The sequence below is a fragment of the Variovorax saccharolyticus genome (assembly GCF_030316765.1).
GTDB classification, from domain to species: domain Bacteria; phylum Pseudomonadota; class Gammaproteobacteria; order Burkholderiales; family Burkholderiaceae_C; genus Variovorax; species Variovorax saccharolyticus.
In genome coordinates, this window is record NZ_JASZYT010000003.1 from 361,751 (window position 1) to 378,443 (window position 16,693).

Sequence of the window (16,693 nt, forward strand, 5' to 3'; positions counted from 1 at the left end):
CGGGCATTCGGCGCGTCGAAATAGCGAGGCGCTTATTTAGCCAAGTGCTGCCAAGTGCGTTTCACGCGGAGCGTACCGTCCGGGTCTTTAGTGACGTAGCCATCATCGATAAGCTTGCCGGGCGTAGTCTTGGCGGTCGTGCGATGTACCGTGCTTTCCAGCGCAAGTCTTAGCTCGTCCGCGCGCATCGGACGGCCGTTGTCTTGCGCGTGTAGCAAGAGCCTGAGAGCGATGCGCATCGACTTGCTCAAGCGGCGGTCTTTCGGGGAGGAACTTTGTTCTGGTTCAGACTGCTGCCATTCGGAAGCCTGGGCTTCTTCAAACGCGGCGAAGGCCTGCCGACGATGCTCTCCGCCTTCTTCGCGCTCGAAGAGCGAAGCTTGATTCGGCATGGTGGTCGCGATCGCGTGTTTGGCTTCCGACTCAAGACGCCCAAAATTCTCAAGAAACTTCGTGCGCAGAGCTGTCATCTCTTGAGTTGCAAAGTCGAGCCAGCACCAGTTGTGGTCGAACTCCCTCGCATTTTTAGGACCTGTTGGCGACGCCAAGACCTCCAGGCCTTCGTTCAGGCGGTCGATGGCCGCACCAAACGCCCATAGGCACATCCGATCGCGCTCTTCGCGCGCAACCGCGAGGTCATCCTTCAAGGCTTTCTCGCGCGTCCTCCAAGCAGACTGGTCAAGCTCTCCATCTGCTTCGCGCTGACGATACTCTTCCAACTGTTCACATAGCGCCCTGATCAAAGGGTTGTCGTTCGCGCCGTCCGTCCTCTCAGCGTGATGCAGCAGTTCATCGACTTCCATTCTTATGATCGGAACCGATCGACTCTTGGAACTACTCATCGTCGCCCCAGCCGCACCGGGCAGCATGAATCACCTCGCCCGCGATCACCCAGGACGCGAGTTCCTGCGCCGCGTCGCCGAAGATGGTCGCGGCCTTTTCGAGCAGCGCGAACATTTCGCTGCCCTCGGCATAGCGCGTGAACATCGGTTCGAGCTTCGGGAACGTGTCTTCGCTCAGAAGGTCTTCCGTGCCGTCGATCAGGCCTTCGAGGAATGCGCGATCGGCGGCAACCTCGGCGCGCGCGACCGCTTCGGCGTGCGTTTCCCTGGCGCGCGCAATCAGGTCGAGCATCCCGCCATCGAGCGCTGCCGAGTATTTCGCACGCAGTACCGCCAGTCGGGCCATAGCGCCATCGGCGAGCGAGTCGATACGCCCGACGATCATCGCCCGCAAAAAGCGGGCATCGGATTCGTAGATCACGCCGAAAGCGCTACGGCCGGCGAGACGAGCATGGAAGCTCCGACCCGTGATTGATCGCGAAAGTTTCGGAGTGCATCGAGCGCGAAACGATGACGGCCAGCGAACGTGGCGAGTGCAGCGTCACTCACATTCCGAGTGATACTTGCCGTCGTCGGCCCGCTTGGGCTTTGGCCGTAGTAGAGGCCGCCGAAGAAAGTGTCGAGCATGCCCGAGTCATCGAGATGAAAGATCACGCGGCGGTCGCCGAAGTCTTCAACGGTTGCGGCGGCAAGATTTTCGATATCCACAGAAACTCCAGTTTGATTTCGCCCCGATCGCGGCCCGGGAACATCGCCGGCCTGAAAAGTCAGGCAACTTTCTTTCCGATGGGCATGACCGTCGCCGACTTTTTCGGCGTTGGGGTCGCACAAAACGTGGCCCACGCGCCCATCATTGCGGCACGCTTTGCCAGCATGTCACCGCGTCGGTATGCCGCCTCGGTCTTGCTGTCGATCGCGTGAGCAAGGGCCATTTCAGCCAGTTCGTGCGGGAAGTGAGTGCGCTCCGCCGCCCAGTCCCGAAACGTGGAGCGAAAGCCGTGCGGAACGGCATCGACGCCCATACGGCGCACCACGGCCACCAAGGCCATGTCAGACAGGACGCCACCACGCGGCGCTGGGAAGACCAATTGCTGATCCTTGGCACGAGGCAAAGCGCGCAACAACTTCACGGCCTGCGGCGACAACGGCACCCGATGCTCTCTGTGCATCTTCATCCGCTCGGCGGGCACAGTCCACACGGCCGCTTCCAGATCGATTTCGCCCCACAACGCGCCACGAACCTCGCCAGATCGGGCCGCAGTCAAAACTGAGAATTCCAGCGCACGAGCGCCAGTACCCTCTGCTGCCCGCAGGCGAACGAGAAATGCTGGCATTTCATCAATCGGAAGGGCGGCGTAGTGCTTCGCCCTGGCGATCTTCGATGGGCGGGCAAGCAACTGGTCGAGGTGGCCTTTCCAGCGCGCCGGATTCTCACCAGAGCGATAGCTGCGCGCCGTCGCCCAATCGAGAACGGCTTCGATGCGGCCGCGCAGACGAGATGCGGTTTCGGTCTTGGAAGACCAGATCGGCTGGAGTACATCGAGGACGTGAGCGAGCTTGATGTCTGCCACCTTCAGTTTCCCCATTACCGGCCCGGCATGCGTGGTCAATGTGTTTTCCCATTGCCAACGGTGCTTGGCATTGCGCCATTCACCCTCGCGGGCAGCGAGCAATCCAGTCACGCATTCTTCGAACGTCTTGGCGCTCGCGCGAGTAGCCATCAACACATTCCGGGCTTCACGTCGTTGCTCAATCGGATCGACACCCTGCTCGACTTGTAGGCGCGCGGCTCGCGCCTTTTCCCTTGCCCCGGCGAGCGACACGTCCGGGAATCCGCCCAAGCCCATGTCGCGGCGTTTTCCAGCAACGACGACACGCAGCACCCAAGTGCGCCCCCCCGACGGAGCAACTTGCAGGTGCAGGCCGGCCACGCCGCCGACGGCGTTCAGGCCGGGCCGCTTGATCCGACCGACCTCCAATGCTGATAGTTCTTTCGCTTTCCGGGGCATCTCGTCTTCTCCAACGTCTTACCCCACATCGTCTAACCGATTGTGTCGGATGTCAACGAACGCTCTCGAACTTTCAAAACGCTGCTTTCATTGGGAGATTCATTGAATCGCTGAACGTTGTAGAACCCCAACGAATGCCCCCGGAGTTCGATGCAGGCGGACATCCTCTCCACCAACTCTTTTTCCTTCCGCTACGGCCACAGCGGCGGCCGCTGGCCCAGCCGCACCGCAGGCTGCGGCGCATCCTGGTTCGCCAGCTCCACCCAGCCACCCCCCAAAGACTTGTAGAGCGCCGCCGCCTGCAGCAGCACGTCGCCCTGCGACCGCGCCAGCTGCACCTGGGCGTTGAACAGGCTGCGGTCGGCGTCCATCACCTCGAGGTAACTGGTGTAGCCGCCTTCGAATCGCTTGCGCGACAGCCGCGCGTAGTTGACCAGCGCGCCGACCTGCATCTGCTGCGCGTCCAGCCCTTCGCGCGAGTTCACGATGCCGGCCAGCGCGTCGGCGGTCTCGCCGAAAGCCGCCTGCACGGTCTTGCGGTACTGGGCCACGGCCGCGCGCTGCTCGGCCTCGGCCCGCTCCACCTGTCCGGCGATCGCGCCCGCAGTGAAGATCGGCAGGCTGACGTCGGCGCCGTAGCTCCAGATCCGCGCCGGGCCGCTCCACAGGTCGGACAGCGACCGGCTCGCCTGGCCGAAGGCCCCGGTGAGCGAAATGGTCGGGAAATAGGCGGCCTTGGCGGCGCCGATGCGCGCATTGGCCGCCACCAGCGTCTGCTCCGCCTGCAGGATGTCGGGGCGCCGGTCGAGCAGCTCGGAGGGCAGGCCCGCGGGCACCGTCGGCATCGCCAGCGCATCGATGCTGCGGCCGCGCGCGATCGGCCCCGGATCGCGACCGATCAGGACCGACAGCGCGTTCTCCTGCTGGGCGATGGACTGCACCAGCAACGGGATGGCGCGCAGCGCGGTGGCATATTCCGAACGGGCCTGGCTGACCTCGACCTGCGACACCACCCCGCCCTTGAAGCGCCGCTCGAAGAGGTTGAGCGAATCCTGGCGCAGGGCCAGGGTGCTGCGGGCCACCTCGAGTTCGCGATCCAGCTCGCGCAGCCGCACGTAGCCGGTGGTGACCGCCGCCACCACCGACAGCACGATGCCGCGGCGAAACGACTCGCTCGCCTGCAGCTCGGCGGTCGCGGCCTCGGTGAGCCGGCGCGTGCGTCCGAAGAGGTCGATCTCCCAGCTTGCCAGCAGGGTGGCCTGGGCCGCGTTGTAGGGATTGATCGACGGCGCCGGGCTGATGGTCTGCTCGCTGGCCCGCGTGCGGCTGCCGGCGGCCTCGGCACCGACCTGCGGGAAGAGCTGCGCGCGCGTGGTGCCCAGCGCCCCGTAGAACTGCTCGACGCGGGCCGCGGCCACGACCAGGTCGAGGTTGTTGCGCAGGCCCTCGACGATCAGCGCATCGAGTTCCGCATCGCCGAACTGGCGCCACCAGGCGGTGTCGGGCAACGCGAGCTCGGCCGCCGTGGGTGGGGCCGCGCCGCGGAACTGCGCCGGGATCTGCATCTCCGGGCGCTTGTAGTCGGGCCCCAGCATGCAGCCGGCCAGCAGCAGCGCGAGCCCGCCGGCAGCGGCGCCGCGGATGCCGGCCGCCTCAACGCGGCGCATCGACCGCTCCTCCCGGCTCGCCCCCGGGGGCCGGTTGCGAAGCTGGGTTCTTGCCGGCCGCCGAGCGCTCGCTCAACCTCTCGAAGCCCCAGAAGAACATCGGAATGAAGAAGATCGCGATCACGGTCGCGCCGAGCATGCCGCCGATGACACCGGTGCCCAGCGACTGCCGGCTGGCGGCCGAGGCGCCGCTGGCGATGGCGAGCGGGATGCAGCCGAGGATGAAGGCCAGCGAGGTCATGATGATCGGCCGCAGCCTCAGCCTGGCCGCGCCGACCGCGGCATCATAGGCCGACAGGCCCTCCTTGTGGCGCAGCTCGACCGCGAACTCGAAGATCAGGATCGCGTTCTTGGCCGCCAGCGCGATCAGCACCGTGAGCCCGATCTGGAAGTAGACGTCGTTCTGGATGCCGCGCACCCAGATCGCGGCGATGGCGCCGAACAGCGCGAACGGGACCGCCAGCAGCACGCCGATCGGCAGCGTCCACTTCTCGTACTGCGCCGCCAGGATCAGGAACACCATCACCAGCGCGAACGCGAACACCAGGCCGGCGGTCGAGCCGGCCTTGCGCTCCTCGTACGCCTGGCCCGACCAGGCAAAGGAGAAGCCCTGGGGCAGCACCTCCCTGGCCACCGCCTCCATGGCGTCGAGCGCCTGGCCGGAGCTGTAGCCGTGGGCGGCATCGCCGGTGATCTTGGCGGCCGTGAAGTTGTTGAAGCGGGTCACGATGTCGGCGCCGGTCACGTAGCGCGTGGAGGCCACCGCCTTCAGCGGAACCATCTTGCCGACCTGATTGCGCACGAACATGTTCTGCAGGTCTTCGGGCTTGGTGCGGTAGTCGGGCTCGGCCTGCAGGATCACCTGGAAGAGCCGGCTGTTCTTCGGGAACTGGCTCACGTAGAGCGATCCGAACAGCGTCTGCAGGGTCGCATACACCTCCTGCACCGGCACGCCCAGGCTCTCGGCCCGATCGCGGTCGACGTCGACCATCAACTGCCGCGAACGCGTATTGATGGTGCTGTTGACGCCGCGCAGTTCGGGCCTCTGGCGCGCCTTGGCGATGAACTCGCGCGTGACCTCCTCGACCTGCTGCAGGCTCGCATCGCCCTCGCTCTGGACCCAGAACTCGAAGCCGCCGGTGGTGCCCAGGCCCGGGATCGACGGCGGGTTGACCGGCACCATCACACTGTCCTTGAAGGTCGCGAACTCGGCCGTGGCGTCGCGGATCAGCGCATCGGCGCGGTCGCCCGGCGCCTGCCGCTCGGCGAAGCCCTTGAGCGAGACGAAAAGCACGCCCGCGTTCGACTTGAGCTGCGAGTCGATCAGGCTGAAGCCCGGCACCGAGGCCACCCCCCGCACCGAGGGCTGCTTGCTGAACCACTGCTGGGCGCGGTCGGTGGCGGCCTCGGTGCGGTCCAGGCTGGCGGCATCGGGCATGATCGCCGCGGTGAAGATGTAGCCCTGGTCCTCGACCGGCAGGAAGGTCGACGGCACCCGCTTGAACAGCCCCAGCATGATCGCGACCATGCCGGCGATCAGCAGCAGCGAGAAGCCCGCGCGCCGGATCGCCAGCCGGGTGGTCGAGGTGTAGCCCTCGGTGAGGCGCTCGAAGCGCCGGTTGAACCAGCCGAAGAAGCCCTTCTTCTCGTGCCCGCCGGGCTTGGGCGGCTTCAGCAGGATGGCGGCCAGCGCCGGCGACAAGGTCAGGGCCACCAGGCCCGAGAACACGACCGACACCGCGATCGTGATCGCGAACTGCTTGTAGAGCTGTCCCGTGATGCCCGACAGGAAGGCCACCGGGATGAACACCGCGCACAGCACCAGCACGATGGCGACCACGGGGCCGCTGACCTCGTCCATCGCCTTCTTCGCGGCCTCCTTCGGACCGAGCCCGAACTCGGCCATGTTGCGCTCGACGTTCTCGACCACCACGATCGCGTCGTCGACCACGATGCCGATCGCCAGCACCATGCCGAACAGGGTCAGCATGTTGATCGAGAAGCCCATCGCGGTCATGCCGATGAAGGCGCCGAGAATCGATACCGGCACCGCCAGGATCGGGACCAGCGTCGCCCGCAGGCTCTGGAGGAACAGGAAGACCACCAGCACCACCAGCACCACCGCCTCGATGAAGGTGTGGACCACCTCGTTGATCGATTCGCGCACGAAGTCGGTGGTGTCGAGCGCGACCTGGTAGTCCAGGCCGTCGGGAAAGGCGGGCTTGAGTTCGCCAAGCAGCTTCTTGACGTCGGTCGCGACCTGCAGCGCGTTGGCGCCCGGCTGCTGGTAGATCGCGATCAGCGTGGCGGTCTTGCCGTTGTACTTGGAGCGGATCGAATAGTCCTTGGCGCCCAGTTCGGCGCGGCCGATGTCCTTGACCCGGACGATGGCGCCGGTGCCCTGCTGGGCCCGCAGGATGATGTTGTCGAACTGCGAGGGCTCGGTCATGCGGCCCGAGGTGGTGACCGGGATGGTCTGCTGCACCGGCGTCGCGGTGGGCGAGGCGCCGAGCCGGCCGGCCGCGTACTGCTGGTTCTGGGCCGCCACCGCCTGCTGCACGTCGCTGGCCGTGATGCCGAGCCCGGCCATGCGGTCGGGCTTGAGCCACAGGCGCATCGCGTAGTCGGGCGAGCCGAAGATCGAGCTCTGGTTGGCGCCCGGCACGCGCTTGATCGCGTCCAGCACGTTGATGCTGGCGTAGTTCGCGATGGTGGTGGCATCGAGGCTGTCGTCGGGCGAGTAGATCGCCACGATCATCATGAAGGCCTGCGACTTCTTGGCCACCGACACCCCCTGGCTGCTGACCGCCGAAGGCAGCGTGGGCAGCGCGAGATTGACCCGGTTCTGCACGTCCACCTGCGCCAGCGAGGGGTCGGTGCCGATCTCGAAGAACACCGACAGCGTCATGTTGCCGGTCGAGCTCGAGGTCGAGTTCATGTACATCATGCGGTCGGCGCCGTTGACCTGCTGCTCGATCGGCGCCGCCACGTTCTGCGACACCACCTCCGAGCTGGCGCCCGGGTAGGTGGCGCTGACCGACACCTGTGGCGGCGTGATGTCGGGAAACTGCGCGATCGGCAGGTTCAGCATCGCCACCGCGCCGGCCAGCACGATGATGATCGAGATGACCGAGGCGAAGATCGGGCGGTCGATGAAGAAATGCGCGAACTTCACCGCGCCTCCGCCAGCACGACGTCGACCCGGCGTGCCAGCGCAGGCGAATCCGAACCCACCAGGTCCGCGGGCGCATGCAGCGCGATGCGCTCCGGCGGCACGCCGGCGGCGATCAGCGCGTCGCGCACCGTCTGGGCGCGGTCCCTGGCCAGCGCCTTGTTGAGCGCGGCGTCACCGCTGGCATCGACATGGCCCTGCAGCACCGCGCGCAGATCGGGACGGGACTTCAGCGTCGCGGCGACGCCGATCAGCCGCGCGCGGCCGGTGGCGTCGAGCACCGAGCGGCCGCGCTCGAAGTAGACGGCATCCCTGTCCTTGTCGGAGGACGCCGCTGCGGCGGCCGGCTGGGAGGCCGCGGCCGGCTGGGATGCGGCGCCGGCTGAAGGCGGACGCACCGACGGCAGCGGCCCCGAGACCGCCACCTGCGGCTTGTACTGGGGCAGCGGCGCCGCGGGCACTTCCTTCGCGCGCACCATGACGCCGGGAGCCAGCCGAATGAAGCCATCGACCACCACGCGCTCGCCGTCCTTGAGGCCGCTGGTGACCAGCCATTGGTCTCCCAGCCAGTCGCCGGCCTGCACCGGCCGCGGCACCGCCTTGCCCTCGCCGTCGACCGCCCAGACGAAGGCGCCACGCGGACCCTGCTGCACCGCGCGCTGCGGCACCACGATGGAGTTCGGCCGCGTGAAGCCCTCCACCTTGACCCGCACGAACTGCCCGGGACGCAGCTGGCCCTTGGGATTGGGCAGCTCGGCGCGCAGCAGGAAGGTGCCGGTCTCCTGGCTGAAGGCGGCGTCGGCGAAGGTGATGCGGCCGGGAGCCGGGAAGGTCGAGCCGTCGGCCAGCAGCAACTCGACCGCGTAGTCGTCGCCCGGCGCCCGCAGCAGCTTGCCCTGGGCGATCTCTTCCTGCACGCGCAGGGATTCGTTCTCCGACAGGCTGAAATTGACCCGCATCGGGTCGAGCTTCGCGACATAGGTCAACAGGCTGTTCTGCGAGTTCACGTACGCGCCGTCCTGCACCTTGGCGAAGGAGGAAATGCCGGCGACCGGCGCGGTGATCGTGACGTAGCCGAGGTTGAGCTGCGCGTCGGTGACCTTGGCCATGGCGGCCTCGACCGCCGCGGCGGCAGCCTGCTCCTGGCCGGTGGCATCGTCGAGGTCTTTGGCGGCCAGCGCGTCGTCGGCCACCAGCGGCTTCACGCGCGCCAGGTTGGCGCGTGCGGTGCTCAGGCGGGCCTGCTGCTGGGCCAGTTCGGCCCGGGCCGCCTTCAGCCGAGCCTCGAAGGGCTTGGCCTCCATGAGGAACATCACCTCGCCGGCCTTGACGAAGGCGCCTTCGGTATAGACCCGCCGCTCGAGGAAGCCGTCGACGCGGGCCCGGATCTCGACCTGCTGGGAACTCTCGGTCTGGCCGACGAACTCGAAGGTCACGGGCACCGTCTGGGTCTTGACGACCTGCACATCGACCTCGCCGGGCTGCGCCGGCGGCTTCTCGGCTTCCTTGCTCGAACAGCCCAGCAGCGCGATGGCGAGGAGCGCTGCGGGCCCGAACCGCGAACCGGCCAGTGTTCGGTGCATGGAACCTCCTCAGGTCTTTTCAGCCGTCCTCGCAGGGGCCTTGATCAGCATCTCCGCGCGCCCGGCGAGAACCAGCCACGCGGGCAGGATAACCACACACAGCAGCGGCAGCAACTCGATGCCGGGAATCATCACCGCGCCCATGAAGAGGCTCAGCCAGCCGTCGCGCGTCGCCACCAGCGTGAAGCCCAGCACCGAGCAGGCGATCGCCAGCGCCATCGGCACGACCGGGAACAGCTGGTGCACCAGCAGGCCGAAGGCCACGCCGACGAAGACCAGCGGGAAGATGCGCCCGCCGCGAAAGCCGCAGGAGGCGGAGACCAGCACCGCCACCAGCTTGATGACGACGATCAGCGCCAGTGCCGAGGCGCTGTAGCCGGCCGCCGAGCCCGCGAGCGTCTTCATTTCGGCCAGGCCCTTGAACATCGTGATCGGACCGCCGAGGATGCCGAGCAGGCCCAGCAGGAAGCCGCCCAGCGTCAGCGCCAGCACCGGATGCTCGCCGAGCGAACGGAAGGCCCGGTGGAACAGCGGGAACAGCCAGACGCCCAGCATGCCGATGCCGACCGCGGCCAGCGCGACCGCCATGCCGAGCCCGATGTCGGGGATCGTCGGGTGCAGGTAGGGCTCGATCGGCAGCGAGAAGTCCAGCTCCTCGAACTGCGACATCGTCAGCGCCCCGGCGCCGGCCGCCACCAGCGGAGCGAAGAGCTGGTCCCAGATCGGCTTGTCCTTGTCGCCTCCGACCATCTCGGAGAAGAGCAGCGCGGCCGCCACCGGCGTGCCGAACATGGCGCCGATGGTGCCGGCCGCCGCGAGCATGACCCAGCCCTTGGCCGGCACCTTCGGCATCAGCCGTGCACCGGCGGCCACGGTCAGGCCGACGATGATCGCGATGATCGGGTTCTCGGGCCCCAGGCTGACGCCGCCGGCCAGCGCCAGGATCAGCGCCAGCGCGAGCCCCGGCAGCACGCCGACCGGCGTCGGCGGACCGAACAGCGAGACCGTGGCCGGGTCGGGGCCGGCGTGGCCGGGCACGTAGCGCACCACCAGCCCGACCGCCAGCCCGGTGAGGGTCAGCACGCCGAGGATCCACCACCAGGCCGTGCCGGAGGCACCGACCAGCGGCGGCAGCGTCTGCCACAGGAAGCGCTGCAGCAGGTTGGCGGCGAGCACCACCACCAGCAGGATCAGGGCCGCCGCCATGCCGACGACGACCGCCGGAACGGCCAGGGTGAGCATGGTGCGGGCGCGGGGATCGATCATGGGATGTCCGTCAGAAGGGGCCGATGTCGAACACCATGCTGGTGATCGCGAGAAAGCCGACCAGCAGCAGCAGCAGCGCCACCGCCAGCGTCAGCGAGGGCGGGAACTGGCTCTCCGCATGGATCAGCCCCTGGCTCTTCAGGCTCTTGCGTTCGGCACGCAATCCGATCATGAAGCTGCAGTGGTAGGCGATGCCCGAGATCAGCATGGCGATCCCGATCACGACCAGCGCCTCGCCGAAGCGGCGCGGCGCCATCCCGCTCTTGAGGACCTGCGCGTCGTGCAGCTTCTGGAACACCTGGAAGATGGTGAAGCCGAAGCCGATCAGCGACAACGAGGTCCGGATGACCGACATCAGCGTGCGCTCCGCGCTCATGCGCGTGCGCTGGAAGGACATGCCGGTGCGGCGCGAAGACAATTCGACAGAGGCGCGGTCGAGTTCCGCCCCGGGGTCGACCCACAATTTTTCATCTGGCATGCAAGGCTCCCATTTCGCGCAAGGCGACAAAGATGATGCTCACCGCCAGGGCTACCTGCAGCACCCCCAGCACCGCTCCCAGGACTTCCAGCACCATGGCCATGGCCCCGCCGAGCAGGCGGCGCGCATAGAGCATGGCGAGCAGATTCAGCAGCATCACGCCCAGCAGCATCGCGAGGATGACCAGGGTGCGCCGGGTGTCGTGGCTGTTGGCCACCAGCACGATCAGCGCCGCGATGCCGTAGGGCGTGACCACGGTCGGGAAGGTGACGCGCATGGCCGCCGCCATCGGCGACTGCGGCAGCTCCGCCGGCGGTGCGTGGCTCGGCTGGTACTGCTCCAGCACCATGCGCATGCCGACCACGAAGAAGATCAGCCCGCCGGTCAGCAGCAGCGCGGGGACCGGGATCTCCCAGTTGCGCAGCAGGAGATGCCCGATGAGGGTGCCCAGGATCGCCGCGATGGTGGCGATGCAGAAGGTGCGCAGCGCGATCCCGCGCAGCGTCTTCTCGTCGACCTCGTGGGTGAGCCTGGCGAAGGGCCCGACGATCTTGAGCGGCCCGAGCATGACGAACATCAGCGTGAAGATGCCCGACAGTCCCAGCAGCGAATTGGTCTCGAGCATGGCCATCGACTCCGGTGTCTATCTGTCGGCGGGGAACACCCGGTTCCAGTCCTGCTTCATGTCGACCACGGTCCAGCCCCGGGCCCGGGCCTCGTCCAGCGCCTTGTCGAGCTTGCCGACGCGGGAGCTGCGGTCGTAGGCGTACTCGCGCTCGGCGTCGGTGTGGTGCACCAGGCCCATGAAACGCGGGCCCGCGCCCGCTGCGGTCCATTCGAGCATCTGCTGGTCGCCGTCCGAATTGCCGAAGGCGAGGATCGGGCGCCGGCCGATGAAGCGCTGAATGCCGACCGGCTTGCCCACGTTGTCGTCGACCAGGTCGATCTTGGGGAGCTTCAGCAGCACGGGCTTGCCGTCGGCACCCATCTTGAAGGCCAGCTGCCCGGTCGAGCCCACCACCTGCTCGGGCGGAATGCCGTAGACCTTCTCGGTGAAGACGCGCATGAACTCGACGCCGCCGCCCGAGACGATGAAGGTCTTGAAACCGTTCTCGCGCAGGTAGGCGAGCAGTTCCAGCATCGGCTGGTAGACCAGCTTCTCATAGGGCTGCCCGAAGCGCGGATGCCGGGCCTTGGCGAGCCATTCGGCCACGCTGGCCGAGAACTGCTCGGTCGTCATGCCGGCATGGGTCGCGGCCAGCACCTGCATCAGGCCCTTCTCGCCCGCGGCCGCGAAGGCCTTCGTGTCCCCCTTCAGAATGGCATCGAAGGGCGGCGTGGTCTTCCACTCCGGGTGCCGCGGGGCCAGCGCCTTGACGCGATCGAGCGCGAAGGCGAACTGCGCGTAGATCGGCTGCTCGACCCACAGGGTGCCGTCGTTGTCGAACACCGCGATGCGTTCGGCCGGCGGCACGAAGGTCGCCGAACCGGGCGTCGTGACATCGGCCACGAAGCGCAGGATCGCCTGCTTGGCGGCGCCGTCGTTCCACGACGGCAGCCCCTGTGCCTGCGCCAGAGCGGCCGCGGCGAGCAGACAGGCCGCGCACAGCAGGCGGCGCAGCGCGCGCTGAAGAAGGCAAGGGGTCGATGACATCATCTGGGGCTCCAATGGATCTCGGGTCTCCGGCTCACCGGCGGCGGAAGCCGCCACCGCCGCCGCGGAAGGCGCCGCCGCCGCCGAACCCACCGCCGCGGAATTCGCCGCCACCGAAAGAGCGGTCCATGTTCATCGACGATTCGCGCAGCTCGGTGCTGCGCTGGGCGCCGAAGTCGCGCGCGCCGCGTTCGCTGTCGAGTTGCTGCGCGTGCGCGTCGCTGCCGGCGGCCCGGCCCTCCCAGCCATCTGGCGTGGCCTTCTGCCAGCCGTCGCCGGTGTTGCGGTAGACGTTGCCGTCCTTGCCCGCGTAGACGTCGTTGCCCACATGCGCCACCGTGCCGCCGCCCTCCCCCGTGGCCCGGCCGTAGGTGGTCACCTGGCCCGTGCGGTCGTTGTAGACCGCACCCCGCCCGCCCGACACCTCGTTGCCGGTGTAGGCATTGCCCACGCTGCCGCGGGCGCCGACCGCGGCGCTGCCGCCCGGCCCGACCGCGGCGCCGCGCGAGCCCGCCGCATAGTTGCCGGTGTAGGCGTTGCCGATCGCACCGCGCTGTCCGGCCGAGGCGACGCCGGTGCGCGAGTTGTACGAGGAGCCGACCTGGCCGGCCCAGGCGTTGCCGGTCCAGGCGTTGTAGCCGCCGGCGGCCCGCGACACGGTCGCGCGATTGCCCCACTGGCTGTAGACGTTGCCGGTATAGCCGGCCCATCCGCCCGGCCCCCAGGCCACCGCGCCGCCGCGCGGACCTAAAGCCGCCCCGCCCCACACCGGGCCGGCCCAGGGCCCCCAGTACGGATACGGACCCCAGCCCCAGCCGGTGGCCACGGTCGCCGCGCCCCAGGCCCAGCCGAGCCCGAAGGCCACCGCCCAGCCGGTCCACGGCGTGTACGCGACCGCGGCGCCGTAGCCGTAGGTGACCGGCGGGCCGTACCAGACGGTGCCGATCCATGGACTGTAGGCATAGCCCGTGCCGTACACCACCACCCCGGTCGCCGGATCGACGATCGAGCCCATGTAGCCGGGCGAGTAGCCGACAAGGACCGTGTCGGGCGTGGTGTCGTAGATGCGCACGAAGGTCACGTAGTGCAGCGGCGAACTGGGCGGGATCGCGTAGATCGCCGCCGGCACCGAACGCGCGACCGTCCAGGGCCCGCGCACCGACGCGGCGCTGAACCAGACCCCGTTCTCGACCGCGTAGTAGGCAGCCTCGCCAACCCGGATGATCGCTGTCGGCGAGTTCTCCACGTAGGACAGCGAGGTGCCCGCGATCGGCTTGAACACCGGCTCGCCGTCGAAGCGCGGCGGCGTCAGCTGGGTGCCCGAGACCTTGACCGCGGCGGTCTGCGGCACGGTGGCCGCGATCGCGGCCTCGCGTGCCTGCAAGGTGCCGGCGACCGAGGCCTTGACGTTCTCCTTCGGACTGTCGTCGGGGATCCGCGCGAATTCGGGCGGCAGGGCATTGGCCGGCACGAACTGCCAGGGTCCGGCGGTCGAGGTCGAGCGGAACCAGCGGCCGGCGATCAGGACGTAGGTCAGGTTGTCCTGCATGTCCATGAAGACGTTGCCGGTGGTGTTCTCGACGTAGAGCAGCGGCGCCCCGTCGACCGGCACCGGCCGCGAACTGCCGTCGGTCACGATCAGCTCGGTCGGCGCGGTGGCGACGAAGACCATCGGCGCATGGCCCTGCAGGCTGGGCGCGGGGCGGTCGGCCGTGCTCTGGCCGGTGAGCGGGTCCACCTGGTGCGCATCCATCGCGACCTTGAAGGCCCGCGCCAGTTCGTTCGACGGCGCGTTCAGCACCCGCCACGGCCCGTTCAGGGCCGTCGAGGTCATCCAGCCGTCGAACACCTTCAGGTAGTAGGTGCCCGACCCGTCGCGCATCAGCAGCGGCCGGGTGTTGAGGACGCGCTCGAACGGCGTTCCCGGCAGCCGGCCGTAGCGCGGCTCGCCGTCGACCGTGACCAGGATCGACGGCACGCTCGAGAACACGATGCGCGGGGGCTCGTTGCGCAGGGGGGCTCGCTGCTCGGTCTGCCGCGTCTGGACGATCGCCAGCGCGGCCTCGAGGCGGTCGAGCGCGATGGTGCGCGAGCGGCCGGCGAGCTCGCTCGCGATCGCGGCGCTCCAGGCCTGGCTCTGTGCCGGCGTGGACGAAGGGAAATCGACCTTGGCGAAACGCAGGCTGTCGATGGTCACCAGGCGCCGGCTCTTGTCGGTCAAGGTGCGGGCGTCGAAGCTCACGACGCCATAGCGCGTCTGCGGCGGATTGCTGCCGATCTCGACCTGCACCGCCGAGCGCCCGGACAGGCTGGCGCCGTCCCAGCGGTCGAGCTGCGGCTCGTACACGAGCAGCTTCGCATCGCCGGCCTCGACCGTTCGGGGCCAGGGCAGTTCGCCCGCGCTGGCCGCGCTGGCCGCGCTGGCCGCGCTCGCGGAGCTCGCCGTGCCGGTGCCCGCCGGCTGTGCCGTGGCGGCCAGCGGCTGCGCTCCCAGCAGGGCGGCCAGCACGAAGCCGCAGCTGCCTGTGAATCCCCTCATTCGTTCTCCTTGCGATTTCATCCTCTGCAGCGAAGCACCGGCGGTGGCGTCCAGCGTCCCTCGATCGCCGCCGGCTCGGGCCAGTAGGCGCGGATGTAGAGCGAGAAATCGCTGCCCTCCCCGCCCGGTGCCGGCAGCCAGTTGCTTTCGTTCGCGGCGCCCGGCGATTCCGCCTGCACATGGATCGTCAGCGAGCCGTCGGCGGCGAATTGCAGCGACCGGTTCTTGGTCCCCAGCGAATAGCGGCCCAGCGCGTTGGGCGCGAAGAAATGGCGGCGGTTGTAGAGCGTCAGCGACCAGAAACCCTTGACCGGCGGCAGCGCCCCTGGCGCAAAAGTCACCGTGTATCGCCCGGCGCCACTCAGGCGCCGGCCCTCCTGGTCCAGGTCCTGGTAGTAGTACTGCGTCTCGTTGGGCTTGTTGACGAAGATGTTCGACTTCGCGACCGCGGTGCGCGTGAAGTAGTCGGCGCCGAAGCAGGCCCCGTTGGAGATCGTCGACCAATGGTGCGGCAGCGCCCGGCCGTAGTGGCGAAACTCGAACAGCGGCTCGACCAGTTCGCGCTCGGCCTGCACCACCGCCTGCTCGAAGACCTGCTGCAGGCGCGCATCCTTCGAAGCCGCCTCGGTCACCGCCAGCACCTGCGCATAGCGTGCCGACTCGCCGGGCAGGGGCTTGGCATCGGCCAGCGCGGCGGGCAGGTCCTGCAGGAAGCTCTCCGGCCGCACCCAGCGGGTTTCCCCGTCGCCGCCATCGGCCGCATCCGGCACCACCGGCAGCCGGCGCCAGTCGGTGATCTTCATCCGGCCATCGAACTCCGCCACCGGGTACACGCCGATCCGGTTGATGACCGGCTGGACCGCGATCAGGTCCTGCTCCGTGTCGTCGCGGAACACCCGCGGAATGACCACGCCGGTGCCGGTCTGCGAGACGAACACCCGGCGGATCCCCGGCGGCACCGTGCCGACCCAGTTCGGCCCGACCAGCAGGTAGAAGCCCGGTGCCGTGCCATACATGCTGCCCAGCTCGGCGATGCTGTCGGTGCGCGAATCCACCACCTGCAAGACCCAGAAGCGCTGGCCGAAGTCCGGCACCTGCAGCACCACTGGCGAGCGGTCCAGCGCGACGATGGCGTTGCCGTACACCACGTCCTGGTTGGGGCAGGCCACCGCACGCTCGGCGGGATCGATGTAGTCGGTCAGCATCGACAAGCTGTTGTTCGGCCCGACCGGCAGCACGCCCCCCAACAGCATCGGATGCGGCAGGCGGCCGAAGGCGACGCGGCGGTTGTACACGTTGACGATCGGCCAGGCCCAGAAGAAGGCGTCGCGCGCCACCAGGCGCACGTAGTCGTCGCTGAGCCGGCTTGCGCTGTCGGGCCCTGGAACTGCCTGCGCCATGCTCATCTCCTGCAGCGGAAAGCACTCGATCCGGCCGCGCTGGAAGCGGGGGATGGCCCGGCTCCCGAGGTGCCGACGCGGGT

At 68.3% G+C, this 16,693-nt stretch carries 13 protein-coding genes; all 13 read right to left on the minus strand.

Going from position 1 to position 16,693, the window contains the following annotated elements; genetic code table 11:
* Nucleotides 1-32: 32 nt before the first annotated feature.
* Nucleotides 33-803: a hypothetical protein gene (locus tag QTI45_RS12350; protein WP_286654561.1), complete on the minus strand. Its 771-nt coding sequence runs from the start codon at nucleotides 801-803 to the stop codon at nucleotides 33-35.
* Nucleotides 804-834: 31 nt separating this feature from the next.
* Nucleotides 835-1,263 carry a hypothetical protein gene (locus QTI45_RS12355; RefSeq protein ID WP_286654562.1) on the minus strand — a complete coding sequence of 143 codons (429 nt, stop codon included), beginning with the start codon at nucleotides 1,261-1,263 and terminating at the stop codon, nucleotides 835-837.
* Nucleotides 1,260-1,550, minus strand: coding sequence for a hypothetical protein (locus QTI45_RS12360; protein ID WP_286654563.1), 291 nt, complete (start codon nucleotides 1,548-1,550; stop codon nucleotides 1,260-1,262). Before QTI45_RS12360 ends, QTI45_RS12355 begins: the two co-directional genes overlap by 4 nt.
* Nucleotides 1,551-1,609: 59 nt before the next feature.
* Nucleotides 1,610-2,851: a tyrosine-type recombinase/integrase gene (locus QTI45_RS12365; protein WP_286654564.1), complete on the minus strand. Its 1,242-nt coding sequence runs from the start codon at nucleotides 2,849-2,851 to the stop codon at nucleotides 1,610-1,612.
* A gap of 191 nt (nucleotides 2,852-3,042) precedes the next feature.
* Nucleotides 3,043-4,518: an efflux transporter outer membrane subunit gene (locus QTI45_RS12370; RefSeq protein WP_286654565.1), complete on the minus strand. Its 1,476-nt coding sequence runs from the start codon at nucleotides 4,516-4,518 to the stop codon at nucleotides 3,043-3,045.
* Nucleotides 4,505-7,693, minus strand: a complete 3,189-nt coding sequence (locus tag QTI45_RS12375) for an efflux RND transporter permease subunit (protein WP_286654566.1) — start codon at nucleotides 7,691-7,693, stop codon at nucleotides 4,505-4,507. Before QTI45_RS12375 ends, QTI45_RS12370 begins: the two co-directional genes overlap by 14 nt.
* Complete coding sequence (locus QTI45_RS12380) at nucleotides 7,690-9,273, minus strand: efflux RND transporter periplasmic adaptor subunit (protein ID WP_286654567.1); 1,584 nt, start codon at nucleotides 9,271-9,273, stop codon at nucleotides 7,690-7,692. The genes QTI45_RS12375 and QTI45_RS12380 overlap by 4 nt, the downstream gene beginning before the upstream one ends.
* A 9-nt stretch (nucleotides 9,274-9,282) precedes the next feature.
* On the minus strand, nucleotides 9,283-10,539 hold the full coding sequence (locus QTI45_RS12385; RefSeq protein ID WP_286654568.1) for an ion channel protein: 1,257 nt from the start codon (nucleotides 10,537-10,539) through the stop codon (nucleotides 9,283-9,285).
* A 10-nt stretch (nucleotides 10,540-10,549) separates the two neighbouring features.
* Entirely contained in the window at nucleotides 10,550-11,017 is a 468-nt protein-coding gene (locus QTI45_RS12390; RefSeq protein ID WP_286654569.1) for a YidH family protein, read from the minus strand.
* Nucleotides 11,007-11,642, minus strand: coding sequence for a MarC family protein (locus QTI45_RS12395; RefSeq protein WP_286654570.1), 636 nt, complete (start codon nucleotides 11,640-11,642; stop codon nucleotides 11,007-11,009). Before QTI45_RS12395 ends, QTI45_RS12390 begins: the two co-directional genes overlap by 11 nt.
* An 18-nt stretch (nucleotides 11,643-11,660) precedes the next feature.
* Complete coding sequence (locus QTI45_RS12400; protein WP_286654571.1) at nucleotides 11,661-12,671, minus strand: HAD family hydrolase; 1,011 nt, start codon at nucleotides 12,669-12,671, stop codon at nucleotides 11,661-11,663.
* A 34-nt stretch (nucleotides 12,672-12,705) separates the two neighbouring features.
* Nucleotides 12,706-15,210, minus strand: a complete 2,505-nt coding sequence (locus QTI45_RS12405) for an autotransporter (protein ID WP_286654572.1) — start codon at nucleotides 15,208-15,210, stop codon at nucleotides 12,706-12,708.
* 17 nt (nucleotides 15,211-15,227) lie between these two features.
* Entirely contained in the window at nucleotides 15,228-16,610 is a 1,383-nt protein-coding gene (locus tag QTI45_RS12410; RefSeq protein WP_286654573.1) for a DUF1214 domain-containing protein, read from the minus strand.
* Between the last annotated feature and the right edge of the window lie 83 nt (nucleotides 16,611-16,693).

Coding starts and splice junctions, on each gene's coding strand:
- QTI45_RS12350 (WP_286654561.1), bottom strand. CDS start 803: ATGGAAGTCGATGAACTGCTGCATCACGCTGAGAGGACGGACGGCGCG.
- QTI45_RS12395 (WP_286654570.1), bottom strand. CDS start 11,642: ATGCTCGAGACCAATTCGCTGCTGGGACTGTCGGGCATCTTCACGCTG.
- QTI45_RS12365 (WP_286654564.1), bottom strand. CDS start 2,851: ATGCCCCGGAAAGCGAAAGAACTATCAGCATTGGAGGTCGGTCGGATC.
- QTI45_RS12405 (WP_286654572.1), bottom strand. CDS start 15,210: ATGAGGGGATTCACAGGCAGCTGCGGCTTCGTGCTGGCCGCCCTGCTG.
- QTI45_RS12380 (WP_286654567.1), bottom strand. CDS start 9,273: ATGCACCGAACACTGGCCGGTTCGCGGTTCGGGCCCGCAGCGCTCCTC.
- QTI45_RS12390 (WP_286654569.1), bottom strand. CDS start 11,017: ATGCCAGATGAAAAATTGTGGGTCGACCCCGGGGCGGAACTCGACCGC.
- QTI45_RS12410 (WP_286654573.1), bottom strand. CDS start 16,610: ATGGCGCAGGCAGTTCCAGGGCCCGACAGCGCAAGCCGGCTCAGCGAC.
- QTI45_RS12370 (WP_286654565.1), bottom strand. CDS start 4,518: ATGCGCCGCGTTGAGGCGGCCGGCATCCGCGGCGCCGCTGCCGGCGGG.
- QTI45_RS12385 (WP_286654568.1), bottom strand. CDS start 10,539: ATGATCGATCCCCGCGCCCGCACCATGCTCACCCTGGCCGTTCCGGCG.
- QTI45_RS12400 (WP_286654571.1), bottom strand. CDS start 12,671: ATGTCATCGACCCCTTGCCTTCTTCAGCGCGCGCTGCGCCGCCTGCTG.